General features: G+C 56.1%; 20 protein-coding genes. 3 read left to right on the top strand and 17 right to left on the bottom strand.

From position 1 onward, the window contains the following. Nucleotides 1-10 precede the first annotated feature (10 nt). Nucleotides 11-1,438 (bottom strand): non-oxidative hydroxyarylic acid decarboxylases subunit C, encoded by a 1,428-nt coding sequence (locus V6940_RS17205; RefSeq protein ID WP_333496669.1) that lies wholly within the window; start codon nucleotides 1,436-1,438, stop codon nucleotides 11-13. Then, complete coding sequence (locus V6940_RS17200; RefSeq protein ID WP_333496668.1) at nucleotides 1,438-2,031, bottom strand: non-oxidative hydroxyarylic acid decarboxylases subunit B; 594 nt, start codon at nucleotides 2,029-2,031, stop codon at nucleotides 1,438-1,440. The genes V6940_RS17205 and V6940_RS17200 overlap by 1 nt, the downstream gene beginning before the upstream one ends. A 151-nt stretch (nucleotides 2,032-2,182) precedes the next feature. Between V6940_RS17200 and V6940_RS17195 the strand changes: the two genes are divergently transcribed. After that, nucleotides 2,183-2,587 (top strand): MarR family winged helix-turn-helix transcriptional regulator, encoded by a 405-nt coding sequence (locus V6940_RS17195; RefSeq protein ID WP_333496667.1) that lies wholly within the window; start codon nucleotides 2,183-2,185, stop codon nucleotides 2,585-2,587. A 61-nt stretch (nucleotides 2,588-2,648) separates the two neighbouring features. Here V6940_RS17195 and rpoS read toward each other — a convergent pair whose 3' ends face one another. From rpoS to cysD, 12 genes are all read right to left on the bottom strand, one after another. After that, nucleotides 2,649-3,641, bottom strand: coding sequence for an RNA polymerase sigma factor RpoS (rpoS, locus tag V6940_RS17190; protein ID WP_035892885.1), 993 nt, complete (start codon nucleotides 3,639-3,641; stop codon nucleotides 2,649-2,651). Nucleotides 3,642-3,756: 115 nt separating this feature from the next. Next, a complete protein-coding gene (gene nlpD, locus V6940_RS17185; protein ID WP_442910828.1) occupies nucleotides 3,757-4,905 on the bottom strand; it encodes a murein hydrolase activator NlpD in 1,149 nt (382 codons plus the stop codon). A gap of 122 nt (nucleotides 4,906-5,027) precedes the next feature. After that, the gene (locus V6940_RS17175) at nucleotides 5,028-5,657 is read right to left on the bottom strand and encodes a protein-L-isoaspartate(D-aspartate) O-methyltransferase (RefSeq protein WP_333496666.1); all 630 of its coding nucleotides are present in this window, start codon (nucleotides 5,655-5,657) and stop codon (nucleotides 5,028-5,030) included. Continuing rightward, the gene (gene surE / locus V6940_RS17170; protein WP_333496665.1) at nucleotides 5,651-6,412 is read right to left on the bottom strand and encodes a 5'/3'-nucleotidase SurE; all 762 of its coding nucleotides are present in this window, start codon (nucleotides 6,410-6,412) and stop codon (nucleotides 5,651-5,653) included. Before surE ends, V6940_RS17175 begins: the two co-directional genes overlap by 7 nt. Continuing rightward, on the bottom strand, nucleotides 6,393-7,442 hold the full coding sequence (gene truD, locus V6940_RS17165; RefSeq protein ID WP_333496664.1) for a tRNA pseudouridine(13) synthase TruD: 1,050 nt from the start codon (nucleotides 7,440-7,442) through the stop codon (nucleotides 6,393-6,395). The genes surE and truD overlap by 20 nt, the downstream gene beginning before the upstream one ends. Then, nucleotides 7,439-7,918, bottom strand: a complete 480-nt coding sequence (gene ispF / locus V6940_RS17160; protein ID WP_185668017.1) for a 2-C-methyl-D-erythritol 2,4-cyclodiphosphate synthase — start codon at nucleotides 7,916-7,918, stop codon at nucleotides 7,439-7,441. Before ispF ends, truD begins: the two co-directional genes overlap by 4 nt. Nucleotides 7,919-7,933: 15 nt before the next feature. Then, on the bottom strand, nucleotides 7,934-8,629 hold the full coding sequence (ispD, locus tag V6940_RS17155; protein ID WP_333496663.1) for a 2-C-methyl-D-erythritol 4-phosphate cytidylyltransferase: 696 nt from the start codon (nucleotides 8,627-8,629) through the stop codon (nucleotides 7,934-7,936). Between the two features lie 19 nt (nucleotides 8,630-8,648). Continuing rightward, on the bottom strand, nucleotides 8,649-8,966 hold the full coding sequence (gene ftsB, locus V6940_RS17150; RefSeq protein WP_185668015.1) for a cell division protein FtsB: 318 nt from the start codon (nucleotides 8,964-8,966) through the stop codon (nucleotides 8,649-8,651). Between the two features lie 161 nt (nucleotides 8,967-9,127). Continuing rightward, nucleotides 9,128-9,454, bottom strand: coding sequence for a DUF3561 family protein (locus V6940_RS17145; protein ID WP_333496662.1), 327 nt, complete (start codon nucleotides 9,452-9,454; stop codon nucleotides 9,128-9,130). A 43-nt stretch (nucleotides 9,455-9,497) separates the two neighbouring features. Beyond that, nucleotides 9,498-10,103 carry an adenylyl-sulfate kinase gene (gene cysC, locus V6940_RS17140; protein WP_333496661.1) on the bottom strand — a complete coding sequence of 202 codons (606 nt, stop codon included), beginning with the start codon at nucleotides 10,101-10,103 and terminating at the stop codon, nucleotides 9,498-9,500. Then, on the bottom strand, nucleotides 10,103-11,530 hold the full coding sequence (gene cysN, locus V6940_RS17135) for a sulfate adenylyltransferase subunit CysN (RefSeq protein ID WP_333496660.1): 1,428 nt from the start codon (nucleotides 11,528-11,530) through the stop codon (nucleotides 10,103-10,105). Before cysN ends, cysC begins: the two co-directional genes overlap by 1 nt. A gap of 9 nt (nucleotides 11,531-11,539) precedes the next feature. Continuing rightward, complete coding sequence (gene cysD, locus V6940_RS17130) at nucleotides 11,540-12,448, bottom strand: sulfate adenylyltransferase subunit CysD (protein WP_185668011.1); 909 nt, start codon at nucleotides 12,446-12,448, stop codon at nucleotides 11,540-11,542. A gap of 331 nt (nucleotides 12,449-12,779) precedes the next feature. Between cysD and V6940_RS17125 the strand changes: the two genes are divergently transcribed. Next, nucleotides 12,780-13,826, top strand: coding sequence for an aminopeptidase (locus V6940_RS17125; RefSeq protein ID WP_333496659.1), 1,047 nt, complete (start codon nucleotides 12,780-12,782; stop codon nucleotides 13,824-13,826). A gap of 40 nt (nucleotides 13,827-13,866) precedes the next feature. Here V6940_RS17125 and V6940_RS17120 read toward each other — a convergent pair whose 3' ends face one another. Next, nucleotides 13,867-14,646 (bottom strand): SDR family oxidoreductase, encoded by a 780-nt coding sequence (locus tag V6940_RS17120; protein WP_333496658.1) that lies wholly within the window; start codon nucleotides 14,644-14,646, stop codon nucleotides 13,867-13,869. Then, on the bottom strand, nucleotides 14,624-14,956 hold the full coding sequence (locus V6940_RS17115; RefSeq protein WP_333496657.1) for a nuclear transport factor 2 family protein: 333 nt from the start codon (nucleotides 14,954-14,956) through the stop codon (nucleotides 14,624-14,626). The genes V6940_RS17120 and V6940_RS17115 overlap by 23 nt, the downstream gene beginning before the upstream one ends. 103 nt (nucleotides 14,957-15,059) lie before the next feature. Between V6940_RS17115 and V6940_RS17110 the strand changes: the two genes are divergently transcribed. After that, nucleotides 15,060-15,962 (top strand): LysR family transcriptional regulator, encoded by a 903-nt coding sequence (locus V6940_RS17110; protein ID WP_333496656.1) that lies wholly within the window; start codon nucleotides 15,060-15,062, stop codon nucleotides 15,960-15,962. 37 nt (nucleotides 15,963-15,999) lie between these two features. On the opposite strand, the gene cysH is transcribed toward V6940_RS17110, so the two are convergent. Further along, the gene (cysH, locus tag V6940_RS17105; RefSeq protein ID WP_333496655.1) at nucleotides 16,000-16,734 is read right to left on the bottom strand and encodes a phosphoadenosine phosphosulfate reductase; all 735 of its coding nucleotides are present in this window, start codon (nucleotides 16,732-16,734) and stop codon (nucleotides 16,000-16,002) included. Nucleotides 16,735-16,834 lie beyond the last annotated feature (100 nt).

The following is a 16,834-nucleotide window of genomic DNA, read 5'->3' as shown; positions in this document are numbered from 1 at the left end:
CTTTTCCTCCTTATTTACGGTTAGCCAGCATGGCGGTCAGTTTTTCAGCCCAGACTTTGGTTTCAGGTAAATCCTGTACCGGCTGGCTGTAGTGACCACGGTTGTCCGGCGCAACCGGCGTGGTAGCGTCGATAATCAGTTTGTCGGTAATCCCCGCCGGGCTTGAGCCAGGGTCGAGTTCCAGCACCGACATATTCGGCAGCTGCACCAGATCACCCGCCGGGTTCACCTTCGACGACAGCGCCCACATCACCTGCGGCAGGTTGAACGGGTCGACGTCTTCATCGACCATAATCACCATCTTCACGTAGCCCAGACCGTGCGGCGTGGTCATCGCCCGCAGGCCAACCGCGCGGGCAAAGTCGCCGTAGCGTTTTTTGGTAGAGATGATTGCCAGCAGGCCATGGGTATACATGGCGTTGACCGCCTGCACTTCCGGGAACTCGGCTTTCAGCTGCTGATACAGCGGTACGCAGGTTGCCGGGCCCATCAGGTAGTCAATTTCAGTCCATGGCATGCCGAGGTAGAGGGATTCAAAAATCGGCTTCGTGCGATAAGAGACTTTATCAATTCGCACTACCGTCATGTTGCGGCCGCCGGAATAGTGGCCGGTAAACTCACCGAACGGGCCTTCGATTTCGCGCTTACGCCCTTCGATAACCCCTTCGATGATCACCTCAGAGCCCCACGGCACGTCAAAGCCAGTCAGCGGCGCAGTGGCAATCGGGTACGGGCTTTCGCGCAGCGCACCGGCCATCTCATATTCAGATTGGTCATATTTCAGCGGCGTGGCACCCATCAGGGTAATAATTGGGTCGTTACCGAGGGTAATCGCAATCGGCAGGTCTTCACCGCGCTCTTCCGCTTTGTGCAGGTGCAGCGCGATATCATGCATCGGTACCGGCTGCAGGCCGAGCTTACGCTTGCCCTTCACTTCCATACGGTAGATGCCGACGTTCTGCTTGCCGAAGTTGTCCGGGTCCAGCGGATCGCGGGACACGACACACGCTTTGTCGAGGTAGAAACCACCGTCACCATCGTTCAGGCGGAACAGCGGCAGGATATCGAACAGGTTAATCTCATCGCCATCGACGGTGTTTTCCGCCCACGCCGGGTTAGCACGGCGCTCCGGCGTAATCGGGAATTTATCCCAGCGGCGAATAAACTCATCAATCTGTTTTTTCACCGGCGTATTCATCGGCAGGCCCATCGAAATCGCATGGTTCTGCCAGGAGCCGATGGTGTTCATCACCACACGGGCATCGGTAAAGCCGCGGATATTGTCGAACCATACGGCTGGCGCACCGTCGCCAATACGTCCTGTCGCATTGGCCGCGGCCGCCAGATCCGGCTCGGCATTTACCTCTTCACTGATTTTGAGCAGCTGACCCTGGTCTTCCAGCGCCTGCAAAAAACCGCGTAAGTCATCAAAAGCCATTATGCATTCTCCTGTGAAAGTTGTTTTGTCACCGGTAAACCCTGCCAGCGGCGCGCTTTATCGTGTTTGAGGCCGAACTGATCGAGCACTCGCGTCACCACATGCTGAACAATGTCGTCCACTGTTTCCGGGTGGTTATAAAAAGCCGGCATCGGAGGCACCATCGCCACGCCCATGCGGGACAGCGCCAGCATGTTTTCCAGATGGATGGTGCTGAGCGGCATTTCGCGCGGCACCAGCACCAGCTTGCGCCCCTCTTTTATCACCACGTCGGCAGCGCGCCCGACCAAGCCTTCGGCATAGCCTGCACGGATACCGGCCAGCGTTTTCATGCTGCACGGGATAATAATCATGCCGTCGGTCTGGAAAGAGCCGGAAGAGATGGTGGCTGCCTGGTCTGCCGGGCTGTGGCTGAAGTCGGCCATCGCCGCGACATCGCGTGCGCTCCACGGGGTCTCCAGCTCAATGGTGGTTTTCGCCCATTTCGACATGACCAGGTGGGTCTCCACCTCCGGCATGTCGCGCAATGCCTGGAGAAGCGCAACACCCAGCGGCGCGCCGGTCGCTCCCGTCATGCCAATAATCAGTCTCATCGCTCACCTCAATTTCGTTCGTGTACGAACAATATATGCCAACTTACTCCTGTCGACTGAGGCTGACAAGACGGTTCGTCTTTGCTCGCATTTTTTGTTCAAATTGCCGGGAACGGCTATCATAGGCACCCGCCCCTGCAGGAGAGCCATTATGAAAATCAAAAACGAAGCGTTCCATCTGCTTCGCCATCTTTTTCAGCAGCATACTTCACGCTGGCAGCAGGAATTACCCGAGCTGACCAAGCCGCAGTATGCGGTGATGCGCTCTATTGCTGAAAGCCCAGGCATTGAACAGGTGGCATTGACCAGCGTGGCGGTCAGCACCAAGGCCACGCTCGCTGAGATGCTTAGCCGGATGGAGCTCAAAGGGTTGGTGAGACGCGAGCACGACCCAGACGATAAACGCCGTCGGTTTGTTTTTCTGACGGAGCAAGGTGAAGCGCTGCTGGCCGCCAGCCAGCCGGTGGGAAATCGCGTCGATAACGAATTTTTGCAGCGTTTAACGCCCGAAGAACGCGAGCAGTTTACGCACCTGGTGCGTAAGATGATGGAATAGCGAGGAAAAAAGGCAAAGAAAAAGGCCAGCATTGCTGCTGACCTCTTTGAACAAAACTTTATTACTCGCGGAACAGCGCTTCGATATTCAGCCCCTGAGTCTGCAGGATTTCGCGCAGACGACGCAGACCTTCAACCTGAATCTGACGCACGCGCTCGCGGGTCAGGCCAATTTCGCGACCAACATCTTCCAGCGTAGCTGCTTCATACCCCAACAGACCAAAACGACGCGCCAGCACTTCTCGTTGTTTGGCGTTCAGCTCGAACAGCCATTTCACGATGCTTTGCTTCATGTCATCGTCCTGCGTGGTGTCTTCCGGGCCGTTTTCATTTTCATCGGCCAGGATGTCCAGCAGCGCTTTCTCAGAATCCCCGCCCAGCGGCGTATCAACTGAGGTGATGCGTTCATTGAGACGCAGCATACGGCTTACGTCATCAACCGGTTTATCCAGCTGTTCGGCAATCTCTTCCGCACTCGGTTCGTGATCCAGCTTGTGCGACAGTTCACGCGCGGTACGCAGATAAACGTTCAGCTCTTTAACAATATGGATTGGCAGACGAATGGTACGGGTTTGGTTCATGATAGCCCGTTCAATGGTCTGACGGATCCACCAGGTGGCGTAGGTTGAAAAACGGAACCCACGTTCTGGGTCGAACTTCTCTACGGCACGAATCAGCCCCAGATTGCCCTCTTCGATAAGATCCAGCAGCGCCAGACCACGATTGCCGTAACGGCGGGCAATTTTCACCACCAGACGGAGGTTACTTTCAATCATCCGACGGCGTGAGGCAACATCGCCACGCAGAGCACGACGAGCAAAATAGACTTCTTCTTCAGCGGTCAATAACGGAGAATAGCCGATCTCGCCTAAGTAAAGCTGAGTCGCATCGAGTACACGTTGAGTGGCACCCTGCGATAAGAGCTCTTCTTCCGCGAGTTCGTTGTCACTGGGTTCCTCTTCACTCAAGGCTTTCTCATCGAAAACCTCTACTCCATTCTCATCAAATTCCGCGTCTTCATTTAAATCATGAACTTTCAGCGTATTCTGACTCATTAAGGTGACTCCTACCCGTGATCCCCAGGCAATGCACCTTAGCATGTTACTTTTCAGGCGGCTCCAGCATCGGCCAGCGTCGCCTGAAAGCGTTCATGTGAAGTACTTTGCCGAATTATCGCTGCGGTAAATACTGCAGCGGGTTGACGGATTTCCCCTTGTAACGAATTTCAAAATGCAAACGTGTTGAACTGGTTCCGGTGCTACCCATGGTAGCGATTTTCTGCCCCGCTTTTACGTCCTGTTGTTCCCGGACCAGCATCGTATCGTTATGAGCGTAGGCACTCAGGTAATCATCGTTGTGTTTGATGATAATAAGATTACCGTAACCGCGCAGTGCGTTACCGGCATAGACGACGCGCCCATCGGCGGTTGCGACGATTGCCTGTCCTTTACTGCCCGCAATATCGATACCTTTGTTGCCACCGTCGGTGCCGCTAAAGTTTTCGATAATCTTGCCGTCAGTTGGCCAGCGCCATGATGAGATTGGCGAACTGGTTGAAGTACTGCTGGCAGTCGGTACGGTTGTGCTCGCAGTTGGTGCCGTTACAGGCGCTGTGACGGTGCTCGTCGCAGGCTTGTTATTAGGCAACATTTTGTTAGCACTTTGTTCACCTGAATCCTCAGAATACGTAATTGTCGTGGTCGACGCAACAGGTGCGGTTGATTTTTGTGCAGGTTTTGAGACTAATCCGGAACTTCCGCTGCTGGTCTGTGAGCTGGCTATCGCAACCGGGTTATTACCGGTGATCGGCTGCCCTGAAGCGTTCCCTACCTGCAGCACCTGACCAACGTTCAGCGCGTAAGGCGCGGCGACGTTGTTGCGCTGGGCAAGGTCACGGAAATCATTGCCGGTGACCCAGGCAATGTAGAACAGCGTATCGCCGTGCTTCACCGTATAGGTGCTGCCGCCCGCGTAGCTGCCTTTTGGAATATCACCGTATTTACGGTTGTAGACGATATGGCCGTTTTCCATCTGCACCGGCTGCTCAGCAACGGGCTGAGCAATGCGCGGCTGGGTTTGAACGGGCTGCGTCTGAACCGGCCGTACCGGTTGAATCTGAGGAGTAGACTGCGCCGTGCTGCCCATTTTTGGCGGCGGCGTAATTAACATGCCGGAACTCGTGCTGCTGGAACCGTTACTGTTCACGGAGCTGACTGGCGCTGGGGCATTATTCGATGATGTACAACCGGCTAGCCAAAGTGAAGCCAGTGATAATGCCACAATACGATTAACGGTAAATTTAGGGCTTCCCGCGCTCATTTATCCCCCAGGAATAGGTTAACTGCCAGTGACTGAATACCGCGCAACGCACGTGCTGAACACTGGAAAACGTGTTCACCATACGCTGAATTGGGCCAAAAAACCTCAGAATAATCCGGGTCTCAGGCCAGTTCCCCTTTCACCAGGGGAACGAAACGGACGGCCTCTACGGTATCGATAATGAATTCGCCTCCCCGCCGATGAACGCGCTTCAGATATTGCTGATCATCACCCACGGGCAAAACGAGAATACCGCCTTCGTCGAGCTGCGACATCAGCGCAACCGGAATCTCCAACGGAGCCGCCGTGACGATAATGGCATCAAACGGGGCGCGCGCCTGCCACCCCTGCCAGCCATCGCCGTGGCGGGTAGATACATTGTGTAAATCAAGCTGCTTCAGGCGACGACGCGCGTGCCATTGCAGGCTTTTAATTCGCTCAACGGAACAGACGTGATGCACCAGATGGGCGAGAATTGCGGTTTGGTACCCCGAACCGGTGCCGATTTCCAGCACTCTGGAGTCCGGAGTCAGCTCCAGCAGCTCCGTCATTCGCGCCACCATATACGGCTGCGAAATGGTCTGTCCCTGCCCTATCGGCAGCGCAACGTTATCCCACGCGCTGTGTTCAAACGCTTCATCAATAAATTTTTCACGCGGCACCTGCGCCATCGCGTCCAGCACCCGCTCGTCATGAATGCCGAGCTGGCGCAGCTGATTAAGCAGGCTCTGGATGCGTTTACTGACTACCATTGCACGTCAACCCTCACCTGCTCCAGCCAGTCGGTGACCACCTCATGCGCGCTATGGGCTGTGAGGTCGACGTGCAGCGGCGTGACGGACACGTATCCTGCGTCAACGGCAGCGAAATCGGTGTCCGGGCCAGCATCGCATTTGTCGCCCGGCGGGCCAATCCAGTAAAGCGTGTTACCGCGCGGATCCTGCTGCGGGATCACTTTATCCGCCGGATGACGGCTACCGCAGCGCGTGACGCGAATGCCTTTGATTTGATCGAGCGGCAGATCCGGAACGTTAACGTTTAGAATGCGCCCGGTCCGCAGCGGCTCGCGCGCTAAAGCACGCAGCAGCGAGCAGGTGATGGCGGCGGCGGTGTCATAATGCTGATGACCATTGAGTGAAACCGCCAGCGCGGGAAAGCCTAAGTGGCGGCCTTCCATCGCGGCCGCTACCGTGCCGGAATAGATAACGTCATCGCCCAGATTCGGCCCGGCGTTAATGCCAGAAACCACGATGTCCGGGCGCGGACGCATCAGCGCATTCACGCCCAGATAGACACAGTCCGTTGGCGTGCCCATCTGGACGGCGATGTCGCCGTTTTCGAAAGTGAAGGTACGAAGCGAGGACTCAAGCGTCAGCGAATTCGACGCACCGCTGCGGTTACGATCGGGTGCAACTACCTGAACCTCGGCAAACTCCCGTAAGGCTCTGGCCAGCGTCTGAATGCCTGGCGCATGGATCCCGTCATCGTTACTCAGCAATATTCGCATAATCACCTGTTGTATTGATAAGTTCCCTTACCACGCTGGTCGCAAAGCTTCCCGCCGGCAGCCAGAAACGCAGTTCGACGGTGACGTCGTCCCACCAGTTCCAGCTAAGTTGCTGCGGATAGAGCAGCTGGGCGCGGCGTGCGGCCTCGACCTTTTCGCGCAGCAGCAATGACTGCAGCGCGGTCTCTTCGGCCAGCGTCGTTTGTTCAAATTCCAGAGCAGTTCGCTGCGTGCCCCATTCGCCGCTACCGGGCAGCGCGGCGGTAATCATCAGTTCACGCGCGTCCACGCGAGCCTGCAGCACCGCAAGCTCGTCGTCGGTGGCCACAAACCAGCTGCCACGCCCCGCTAATTGTAGCGCATCGCCGTCAACAACTTGATTAAAGTCCGGTTTTTTTAGGCGCTCACTCACAATCTGATTAAACAACGCGCTGCGGGCCGCCGACAACCAAAAACTGCGTTTATTACGATCGCGCACCGGTGCGCCGCTCTCGGCCCAGCGCAGCGCGCCAAGAAGGTTGCTGCCGCCAATACCAAAGCGCTGAGCGCCAAAGTAGTTCGGCACGCCGCGTTCGGCAATCGCCTGCAGCCTGGCTTCGACATCGTCGCGGCCGTTGACTTCGCGCAGTACCAGCGTGAACTGGTTACCCTTCAGCGCGCCTAAACGTAATTTACGCTTATGGCGGGCATATTCCAGCACCTGACACCCTTCCAGCTGGAACTGACTTAAATCCGGCATCACATTGCCCGGCACGCGGGCGCACAGCCACTGTTCGGTGACCGCATGTTTATCTTTTTGCCCAGCAAAGCTCACTTCACGAGCATGTATTTTAAGGAATTTTGCCAGCGCGTCGGCAACAAACCGGGTGTTGCAGCCATTTTTCAGAATGCGCACCAGTATATGTTCGCCTTCGCCGTCCGGCTCAAAGCCTAAATCTTCGACCACCAGAAAATCTTCCGGGTTGGCCTTCAGCAGCCCGGTTCCCTGCGGTTTGCCGTGCAGGTAGGTGAGTGCGTCAAACGGAATCATGGTTTCGCCTTATGCAGCAGTGCGACCGCTTCACAAGCAATGCCTTCCCCGCGCCCGGTAAAACCGAGCTTTTCGGTAGTGGTCGCTTTTACGTTAACGTCGTCCATATGACAGCCGAGGTCTTCGGCAATAAACACGCGCATTTGTGGGATATGCGGCAGCATCTTCGGTGCCTGAGCAATAATGGTGACATCGACGTTACCCAGCGTGTAGCCCTTCGCCTGCACGCGTTTCCACGCTTCGCGCAGCAAAGCGCGGCTGTCAGCCCCTTTAAAGGCCGGGTCGGTATCCGGGAACAGTTTGCCGATATCGCCCAGCGCCGCCGCGCCCAGCAGGGCATCGGTCAGCGCGTGCAGCGCGACGTCACCGTCTGAGTGCGCCAGCAGCCCTTTTTCATAAGGGATACGCACGCCGCCGATGATAATTGGGCCTTCACCGCCAAACGCGTGTACGTCAAAACCGTGTCCAATGCGCATTATGTCTTCTCCAGGTCAACCCAAGCGGGTGAGGTAAAATTCGGCAAGCGCCAGATCTTCCGGGCGAGTAACCTTAATATTATCAGCACGTCCGGCAATCAACTCGGGATGAAAGCCGCAATATTCTAATGCCGATGCTTCGTCGGTAATCGACGCCCCTTCGTTCAGCGCGCGGGTTAAACACGCCAGCAGCAGCTCACGAGGGAAAAATTGTGGGGTCAGCGCGTGCCACAAATCGTTACGATCGACCGTGTGCGCAATCTCTGCTTTAGCGGGTTCGGCACGCTTCATGGTATCGCGTACCGGCGCCGCCAGAATGCCGCCAACGCGGCTGGTGTCGCTTAAGCGGAGCAGTCGCGCAAGGTCATCCTGATGCAGGCACGGGCGCGCCGCATCGTGCACCAGCACCCATTCGGCGTCATCAATCGCACGCAGACCGGCCAGCACGGAATCGGCGCGTTCGCTGCCGCCTTCAACGACGGTAATCTGTGGGTGTTGCGCAAGCGGAAGCTGCTGGAAGCGTTCATCTCCTGCGGAGACGGCGATGATCACCCGCTGGACGCGGGCATTAGCCAGCAGCGCATCCACCGAATGTTCGAGAATCGTTTTGTTACCGATTGAGAGATATTGTTTTGGGCAGTCCGTTTGCATGCGGCGGCCAAATCCGGCTGCCGGCACCACGGCGCATACGCCCGGAAAAGTTACGGCCATGTCGTCATCCTGGGACTGTTTATCGATTAGTTTGCGTTTGCCCCGCACCCTGGCTGCGTTTAGACGCATCCGGAACCAGACGATAGAAAGTTTCGCCCGGACGGGTCATGCTGAGTTCGTTACGTGCGCGTTCCTCGATCGCCTCCTGGCCACCGTTGAGGTCATCAATTTCAGCAAAGAGCTGATCGTTTCGCGCTTTTAATTTCGCGTTGGTTGACTGTTGTACGGTCACATCATCACGGACCTTGCTGAAGTCATGAAGACCATTTTTTCCAAACCACAACGAATATTGTAGCCAGACCAGCAAAGCCAGTAATAGCAGCGTTAATTTACCCATCCTGCCCCCTGAAAAACGGCACTATCATCCCATAACTTGCCGTCATACTCCACTCCAGCCACAGGTGATACCGCATATCGCTGGAAATGTACCATATTTCAAGCGCAGAAAGGCACGTCTGGTCATCGCTCGCGTCACGGGTAAGCGCTAATGCAGACGCATTAACTCATAAGCCACATGAATAGCAAACCACACAGAATCGCGACCGTTACCAGCGTTGCCACAATGGTGTAGCCGAGTTTGCCTTTCACTAATGAGTGAAAGGCAACGCCGATTACGACCGAGACAGGCATCAGGGCGAGGAAGAAAGGCCAGGTGTACAAAAAGAAGAACAGCGTATTATTGCCGTAATGCAGATAGGGAATACCCAGCGCCATCAACCACGCGACAAAGCCGACAAAAGCCCCTGACAAAGACCATGTGGTCTCATCATAGGTAGGGGCGAGTGACTCGGATTCGGCCACGTTGATGTTCTGAGTATTGCGCATAAATAATCCTGTTAGGCCGGAGCCAGGAAACTCCGGCACGTTTTCAGGATCTGATAATATCGCTCTGCTTGAGTAGATCTAATAATTGCGCAACCAAATTTGTTACTAATTGTTCACCATCAAGGCGGATTGCAGGCTGCTCGGGAGATTCATATGATGAATCAATTCCGGTAAAATTCCGCAGTTCGCCGGCGCGCGCTTTTTTGTAGAGTCCTTTCGGATCGCGCGCTTCACAGGTCGCCAGTGACGTATCGACAAACACTTCAAAGAAGCGGTCATCGCCGACGCGCTCGCGAACCATCTGACGCTCCGCCCGGTGCGGTGAAATAAACGCAGTCAATACGACCAGCCCGGCATCCACCATCAGCTTTGCCACTTCACCCACACGACGAATATTTTCTTTACGGTCCGCATCGGTAAAGCCCAAATCACTACACAGGCCATGACGCACATTGTCACCATCCAACAGATAGGTGCTCACGCCCAGCTCATGCAGCGCCTCTTCCAGCGCCCCGGCTACGGTGGATTTCCCCGATCCCGAAAGCCCGGTAAACCACAGCACAACCCCACGGTGACCGTGGAGCTGTTCGCGCTGCTGCGCGGTGACGGGATGGGCGTGCCAGACGACGTTTTCGTCATGCTGAGCCATTACTTGCCTCCCAGCAGATCGCGCGCACCCCAGTGTGGGAAGTGTTTGCGCACCAGTGCGTTCAGCTCCAGCTCGAAGGCGCTGAATTCAGAGGTGGTCACGGTTTCCTGGGTATTTGGCTCGCGCACCATACCGGCACCAACGGTGACGTTGGTTAAGCGGTCGATAAAGATAAGGCCACCGGTCACCGGGTTTTCCTGATATTTGTCGAGCACCAACGGTTCGTCAAAGGTCAGGTCTACAAGGCCAATGCCGTTCAGCGGCAGCGCATCGACGTCGCGCTGGGTCAGGTTATTGATATCCACCTGATACTGAATGCCATCCACGCGGGCGCGGGTTTTCTTGCCAGCGACTTTGATGTCGTAGCTCTGCCCTGCCGCCAGAGGCTGTTCGGCCATCCATACCACATCAACGGCGGCACGCTGCACCGACGGCAGCGCATCCTGCGCGTCCAGCAGCAGATCGCCGCGGCTAATATCAATTTCATCTTTCAGCACCAGCGTCACCGCTTCACCGGCGTAGGCTTCCGGCAGGTCGCCATCAAAAGTGACGATACGGGCAACGGTGGACTCCACGCCTGATGGCAGCACTTTAATGCGCTGACCGACCTTCACGCTGCCCGAGGCAACGGTGCCGGAGAAGCCGCGGAAATCGAGATTCGGGCGGTTAACGTACTGTACCGGGAAGCGCATTGGCTGGGTGTCCACCGTACGGCGGATCTCCACGGTTTCCAGAACTTCCAGTAGCGTCGGACCGCTGTACCATGCAATCTTGTCGCTGCTGCTGGCCACGTTATCGCCTTCCAGAGCGGAGAGCGGTACGAAGCGAATATCAAGGTTGCCCGGCAGCTGTTCGGCAAAGGTCAGGTACTCTTCGCGAATGCGGGTAAAGGTCTCTTCGCTGTAGTCGACGAGATCCATTTTATTGACAGCCACCACCAGGTGTTTGATCCCCAGCAGCGTCGAGATAAAGCTGTGACGGCGGGTTTGATCGAGTACGCCTTTACGGGCGTCGATCAACAGGATCGCCAGGTCGCAGGTAGACGCACCGGTCGCCATGTTGCGGGTGTACTGCTCATGCCCCGGGGTGTCGGCAATAATAAATTTGCGCTTCTCGGTGGAGAAGTAACGGTATGCCACGTCGATGGTAATACCCTGCTCGCGCTCGGCCTGCAGGCCGTCCACCAGCAGCGCCAGATCGAGTTTTTCACCCTGGGTACCGTGACGTTTGCTGTCGTTATGCAGCGAGGAGAGCTGGTCTTCATAAATCTGACGAGTGTCGTGCAGCAGGCGGCCAATCAGCGTACTTTTGCCGTCATCCACGCTGCCGCAGGTCAGGAAACGCAGCAGGCTTTTGTGCTGCTGGGCGTGCAGATACGCTTCCACGCCGCCTTCATCAGCGATTTGTTGTGCAATAGTGGTGTTCATGGCGGCTCCTTAGAAATAACCCTGACGTTTTTTAAGCTCCATGGAGCCAGCCTGGTCGCGGTCAATCACGCGGCCCTGACGTTCACTGGTGGTCGAGACCAGCATCTCTTCGATAATTTCCGGCAGCGTCTGCGCATCGGACTCTACCGCGCCGGTCAACGGCCAGCATCCCAGGGTACGGAAGCGCACCATCCGTTTTTTAATCACTTCACCCGGCTGCAGGTCGATACGATCATCATCGATCATCATCAGCATGCCATCACGCTCCAGCACCGGACGTTCGGCGGCCAGGTACAGTGGAACAATATCGATGTTTTCCAGGTAGATGTACTGCCAGATATCCAGCTCGGTCCAGTTGGAAAGCGGGAAGACACGGATGCTTTCGCCTTTGTTAATCTGGCCGTTATAGTTGTGCCACAGTTCAGGACGTTGGTTTTTTGGGTCCCAGCGGTGGAAGCGGTCGCGGAAGGAGTAGATACGCTCTTTGGCTCGTGACTTCTCTTCGTCACGGCGCGCGCCGCCGAACGCGGCATCAAAGCCGTATTTGTTCAGCGCCTGCTTCAGCCCTTCGGTTTTCATGATGTCGGTATGCTTAGCGCTGCCGTGCACGAACGGGTTAATCCCCATCGCCACCCCTTCCGGGTTTTTATGCACCAGCAGTTCGCAGCCGTAGGCCTTCGCGGTACGGTCACGGAATTCGTACATTTCACGGAATTTCCAGCCGGTATCAACGTGCAGCAGCGGGAACGGCAGCGTACCAGGATAAAACGCTTTGCGCGCCAGGTGCAGCATTACGCTGGAATCTTTACCGATGGAGTACATCATCACCGGATTAGCGAATTCGGCGGCCACCTCACGGATGATATGGATGCTTTCCGCCTCCAGTTGCCGCAGGTGAGTAAGTCGTTTTTGGTCCATAACCGTTCCTTAAGCCTGATTCATTGCACGTCTGTTGTGTTGATGCCGGATTGTGTCGTGTCGTCGGGCGCTTTTTTTTGTTGTTGCGGGTGTCGTGCTACAACTCGCTAACAATCAGCAATAGAGGGACTATAGGGGGTGGTTTAGACCAAATGAAATTACGAAAAGGAATGAGTTGTTACTCAAAGGAATAACGAGCTGAAAAAGCAAATATCAAAAAGTGCTTAACGCCCGCTATTTCGGGCATTTAGGAGGTTTTGAAATTGTGTAATCCCCTTCACGGTTTCATACTACTCGCGACTATTTTTTTGCATCGTTGTAAGGACCTCCTATGTTCTCCGCACTGCGCCACTGTCTGACAGCCATGGCGCTCGGCGTCTGCACTCTTCTTCCAGCACAGGCGGCCACCACGCCTCTGGGAACCATCGCTAATACGCAAGCTCGCTATATCGCTACCTATTTTCCTGGCCGTATTACCGGTACGCCAGCCGAAATGCTCTCCGCTGACTACATTCGCCAGCAGTTTGCGCAAATGGGCTACCAGAGCGATATCCGCACTTTTAACAGCCGCTATATCTACACCACCAAAGATAACCGTAAGAACTGGCATAACGTGGTTGGCAGCACGGTGATCGCCGCCCATGAAGGGAAATCACCGCAGCAGATTATTGTGATGGCGCATCTGGATACCTACGCGCCGCATAACGACAGCGACGTAGAGAATAACCTTGGTGGATTGACGCTTCAGGGGATCGACGATAACGCGCTCGGCCTGGGCGTCATGCTGGAGCTGGCTGAGCGTTTTAAAAGCATTCCGACCCAGTATGGCATTCGCTTTATCGCCACCAGCGGCGAAGAGGAAGGCAAGCTCGGCGCAGAGAACCTTCTCAAACGCATGAGCAGCGCAGAGAAGAAAAATACCCTGCTGGTTATCAACCTCGATAACCTGGTGGTCGGCGATAAAATTTATTTTAACAGCGGCGTGAAAACGCCCGCCTCGGTGCGCAAACTGACCCGCGACCGCGCGCTGACCCTCGCGCATAGCCGCGGTATCGCAGCGGCAACCAATCCAGGCCTGAACGCAGAATATCCGCAGGGAACCGGCTGTTGCAACGACGCGGAGATTTTCGATAAAGCCGGAATTCCGGTGCTCTCCGTTGAGGCGACGAACTGGTCGCTCGGTAAAAAAGATGGCTACCAGCAACGGGCAAAAAGCGCGAGCTTCCCCGACGGCACCAGCTGGCACAATGCCCATATCGACAATCAGCAATATCTCGATAAAGCGCTGCCGGGGCGTATTGAACGTCGCAGCCGTGAAGTCGTGCGGGTAATGATGCCGCTGATGCGTGAGTTGGCGAAGGCGAAAACGAGCAGCTAATATCATCAAGGTCAGGCATCCTGCCTGACCTTTTTTCGCATTACACCGTCGGGATCGTCCCGCCATCAATGACGTATTCGCTGCCAGTAATCGAACCGGCCCGCTCAGAGGCCAGGAAGGCGATCAGGTTCGCCACCTCGTCCGGCGTTGACGGCCGACCGAGCGCAATGCCGCCCAGTGAATCCATAATGATCTTTTTACTGCCTTCGTAGTCAATCCCCTTCTCAACGGCAAGCCGCTCGGCAAAACGAACCGCCGCTTCGGTTTCAATCCATCCCGGCGACACCGTTACAACACGCACGCCTTTTGGCGACACCTCTTTGGACAGGCTTTTGCTGTAGGTGGATAGCGCCGCTTTCGCCGCCGCGTAGGCCGTGGTGGACTCCGGCAACGGCAGCGTGCGTTGAATAGACGAGACGTGAACCACCACGCCCTTCCCATTAGCGACCATTGCAGGCAGCAGCAGGCGATCCAGACGGACGGCAGGATAGAGGTTCAACGCCAGCTCCTGCTGCCAGATATCGTCGCTGAGCACGGCGTAGCCTCCAGCTGGCGATGACGATCCACCCAGCATATGGACGACAATATCAACGCCGCCAAGCTGCGTCTGTACCGCATCGGCCAGCGTCGTACAGCCTTCTGCAGTGGTGAGGTCAGCGGCAACAAACAGCGCCTCGCTGCGGGACTCCGGCTGATGTCTGGCACTGATCATCACCCGCGCCCCCTGTGCTAAAAACAGCGCAGCCGTCGCCGCCCCCGCGCCTTTGGTCCCTGACGTGACCAGCACTCGTTTCCCCTCAAGCCCCAGGAAGCTCGGCATAGCCAATCTCCAGTTCAACAATACGGTTCATCATGAGACGGAAATCGTAGTCCAGCAACACCGGGCTCCCCGGGAAGTTACCGCTGACGTTGGCGCGAATCGTGACGATATCGCCGCGTGAAAACATGTCCAACGGCTCGGAGACAAAATCATATTGTTCTCTTGAGGCAACCCGCCATGCGCGGATCGCCGTGCGGCCGGTGTAAATATTCCCCTCGTCTTTGACCACCGCATATTCGGCAAAGGCGCTCATTGCCGTATCGAGACTCTCTTCATTAAAGAAATGCTGTATTGCCATTGGCATGTTCATGCTGCCGCTCCTCTTAAATAAACGTTACGGGTTTACTTTAAGGAGCCGCTATAATTTAAACAATCAGGACAAATATTGATGAAGTAATGAAGGAAACGGGATAATGTCGCGCGTTACGCTCACCGATTTAGAAGCCGTTATGGCCATTGCGCGTCGGGGTACTTTCCGCGCGGCGGCGGTCGATTTAGGTGTCTCCACCACGGCGTTAAGCCACACCATTGCCAAATTTGAGTCCGGGCTTGGCGTCCGACTGTTTAACCGCACCACCCGTAGCGTCAGCCTTACCGATGCAGGCCGCCTGTTTATTGATAACGTTGGCCCGTCGCTACAGGGGGTTTATGACGCTCTGGATGTCGTCCGCGCCCGTCGCGAAACGCCGTCGGGCCTGCTGCGGATTAACACGCCGCCCTTTGCGGCACGCACGATCCTCTCTTCGCTGGTGCTGAAATTTCTGCAGCGCTATCCCGAAATGCAGGTGGATATTGTCACCGATGGCCGCCTGATTGATATCGTGGCGGAGGGCTTTGATATGGGTGTCCGCGTGGCGAAGCTTATCCCCAACGACATGATTGCCATTTCATTAGGCCAGCCGCAGCGTCACGCCATCGTCGCCTCGCCGCATTATCTGGCGCAGCACGGCAGCCCAGAAACGCCCCTCGACCTTCTTCAACACGCCTGCATCCGGGTCAGGTTACCAGACGGCACGATTTATCGCTGGCATCTGGAGAACGCCGGAGAGGTGGTTCAGGTGGATGTTCGCGGGCAGCTCACGCTTGATGAAGCCTCTTTAGCGAGGATTGCCGTGCTGGAAGGTTCAGGTATTGGCTGTTTTCTGGAGCAGGATGTGATGGAAGATATTGCCGCAGGCCGCTTGATTCGCCTGCTTAGCGACTGGACGCCGCCTTTCCCCGGATTGTGTATCTACTACCCCGGACGTCGCAACCCTTCCGCAGGGCTTGCCGCGTTTCTGGCGATGGCGAGGGAGTCAGGCAGCCGGCAAATTTGATATTACGCAGCGGAAAACCCGCTGCGTAATAATGCGATTACCCTTCGTGCAACCCGCACTCGCGCTTAAGCCCGAAGAAGCGCGTCTCTTCTTCCGCCATGCCCGGTTCCCATTTGCGGGTAGTGTGCGTATCGCCCACTGACAGATAGCCCTGATCCCACAGCGGATGGTACTTCAGACCGTGCTTTTGCAGGTACTGGTAAACCGTACGGTTGTCCCAGTCGATGATCGGTAGCACTTTAAAGACGCCGCGCTGAATGGCCAGCACCGGCAGCGTAGCGCGGCTTCCTGACTGCTCGCGGCGCAGGCCAGCAAACCAGGTTTGTGCGTTAAGGTCGGTAAGCGCGCGGTTCATCGGCTCAACCTTGTTGATGTCATTGTATTTCTCAATGCCCTCAACGCCCTGCTCCCACAGCTTGCCATAGCGCGCTTCCTGCCAGGCCGCGCTCTCTTTCGCGCGGTAGACCTGCAGGTTGAGTTTGAGTTTGTCCGTTAACTCGTCGATAAACTGATAGGTTTCCGGGAACAGATAGCCGGTATCGGTGAGGATCACCGGGATATCCGGGCGAATCTGATTCACCAGATGCAGGCTTACCGCCGCCTGGATGCCAAAGCTCGAGGAGAGCACGTATTCGCCGGGCAGGTTTTCCAGCGCCCACGCCACGCGCTCCTCGGCGCTCAGCTTTTCCAGCTGGGCGTTGGTTTCGGCCAGCGCTAATACGCGTTCCACTTTCGGCAGTTCGTTCAGCGCGCTTAAAGACAGTACGGACATAGCAACCTCGTTTGTGTGTTTCCCCTCACCCTAACCCTCTCCCCATGGGGGAGAGGGGACCGTTCTGTTTTCTCCCTCGCCCCTTTGGGGAGAGGGCCGG

The organism is Kluyvera sp. CHPC 1.251, assembly GCF_036759945.1.
Taxonomy (GTDB): Bacteria; Pseudomonadota; Gammaproteobacteria; order Enterobacterales; family Enterobacteriaceae; genus Kluyvera; species Kluyvera sichuanensis.
The sequence above is the reverse complement of the archived record's forward strand: the minus strand, read 5'-3'. Positions and strand labels throughout refer to the sequence as shown.

Coding starts and splice junctions, on each gene's coding strand:
- V6940_RS17205 (WP_333496669.1), bottom strand. CDS start 1,438: ATGGCTTTTGATGACTTACGCGGTTTTTTGCAGGCGCTGGAAGACCAG.
- V6940_RS17200 (WP_333496668.1), bottom strand. CDS start 2,031: ATGAGACTGATTATTGGCATGACGGGAGCGACCGGCGCGCCGCTGGGT.
- V6940_RS17195 (WP_333496667.1), top strand. CDS start 2,183: ATGAAAATCAAAAACGAAGCGTTCCATCTGCTTCGCCATCTTTTTCAG.
- rpoS (WP_035892885.1), bottom strand. CDS start 3,641: ATGAGTCAGAATACGCTGAAAGTTCATGATTTAAATGAAGACGCGGAA.
- nlpD (WP_442910828.1), bottom strand. CDS start 4,905: ATGAGCGCGGGAAGCCCTAAATTTACCGTTAATCGTATTGTGGCATTA.
- V6940_RS17175 (WP_333496666.1), bottom strand. CDS start 5,657: ATGGTAGTCAGTAAACGCATCCAGAGCCTGCTTAATCAGCTGCGCCAG.
- surE (WP_333496665.1), bottom strand. CDS start 6,412: ATGCGAATATTGCTGAGTAACGATGACGGGATCCATGCGCCAGGCATT.
- truD (WP_333496664.1), bottom strand. CDS start 7,442: ATGATTCCGTTTGACGCACTCACCTACCTGCACGGCAAACCGCAGGGA.
- ispF (WP_185668017.1), bottom strand. CDS start 7,918: ATGCGCATTGGACACGGTTTTGACGTACACGCGTTTGGCGGTGAAGGC.
- ispD (WP_333496663.1), bottom strand. CDS start 8,629: ATGGCCGTAACTTTTCCGGGCGTATGCGCCGTGGTGCCGGCAGCCGGA.
- ftsB (WP_185668015.1), bottom strand. CDS start 8,966: ATGGGTAAATTAACGCTGCTATTACTGGCTTTGCTGGTCTGGCTACAA.
- V6940_RS17145 (WP_333496662.1), bottom strand. CDS start 9,454: ATGCGCAATACTCAGAACATCAACGTGGCCGAATCCGAGTCACTCGCC.
- cysC (WP_333496661.1), bottom strand. CDS start 10,103: ATGGCTCAGCATGACGAAAACGTCGTCTGGCACGCCCATCCCGTCACC.
- cysN (WP_333496660.1), bottom strand. CDS start 11,530: ATGAACACCACTATTGCACAACAAATCGCTGATGAAGGCGGCGTGGAA.
- cysD (WP_185668011.1), bottom strand. CDS start 12,448: ATGGACCAAAAACGACTTACTCACCTGCGGCAACTGGAGGCGGAAAGC.
- V6940_RS17125 (WP_333496659.1), top strand. CDS start 12,780: ATGTTCTCCGCACTGCGCCACTGTCTGACAGCCATGGCGCTCGGCGTC.
- V6940_RS17120 (WP_333496658.1), bottom strand. CDS start 14,646: ATGCCGAGCTTCCTGGGGCTTGAGGGGAAACGAGTGCTGGTCACGTCA.
- V6940_RS17115 (WP_333496657.1), bottom strand. CDS start 14,956: ATGAACATGCCAATGGCAATACAGCATTTCTTTAATGAAGAGAGTCTC.
- V6940_RS17110 (WP_333496656.1), top strand. CDS start 15,060: ATGTCGCGCGTTACGCTCACCGATTTAGAAGCCGTTATGGCCATTGCG.
- cysH (WP_333496655.1), bottom strand. CDS start 16,734: ATGTCCGTACTGTCTTTAAGCGCGCTGAACGAACTGCCGAAAGTGGAA.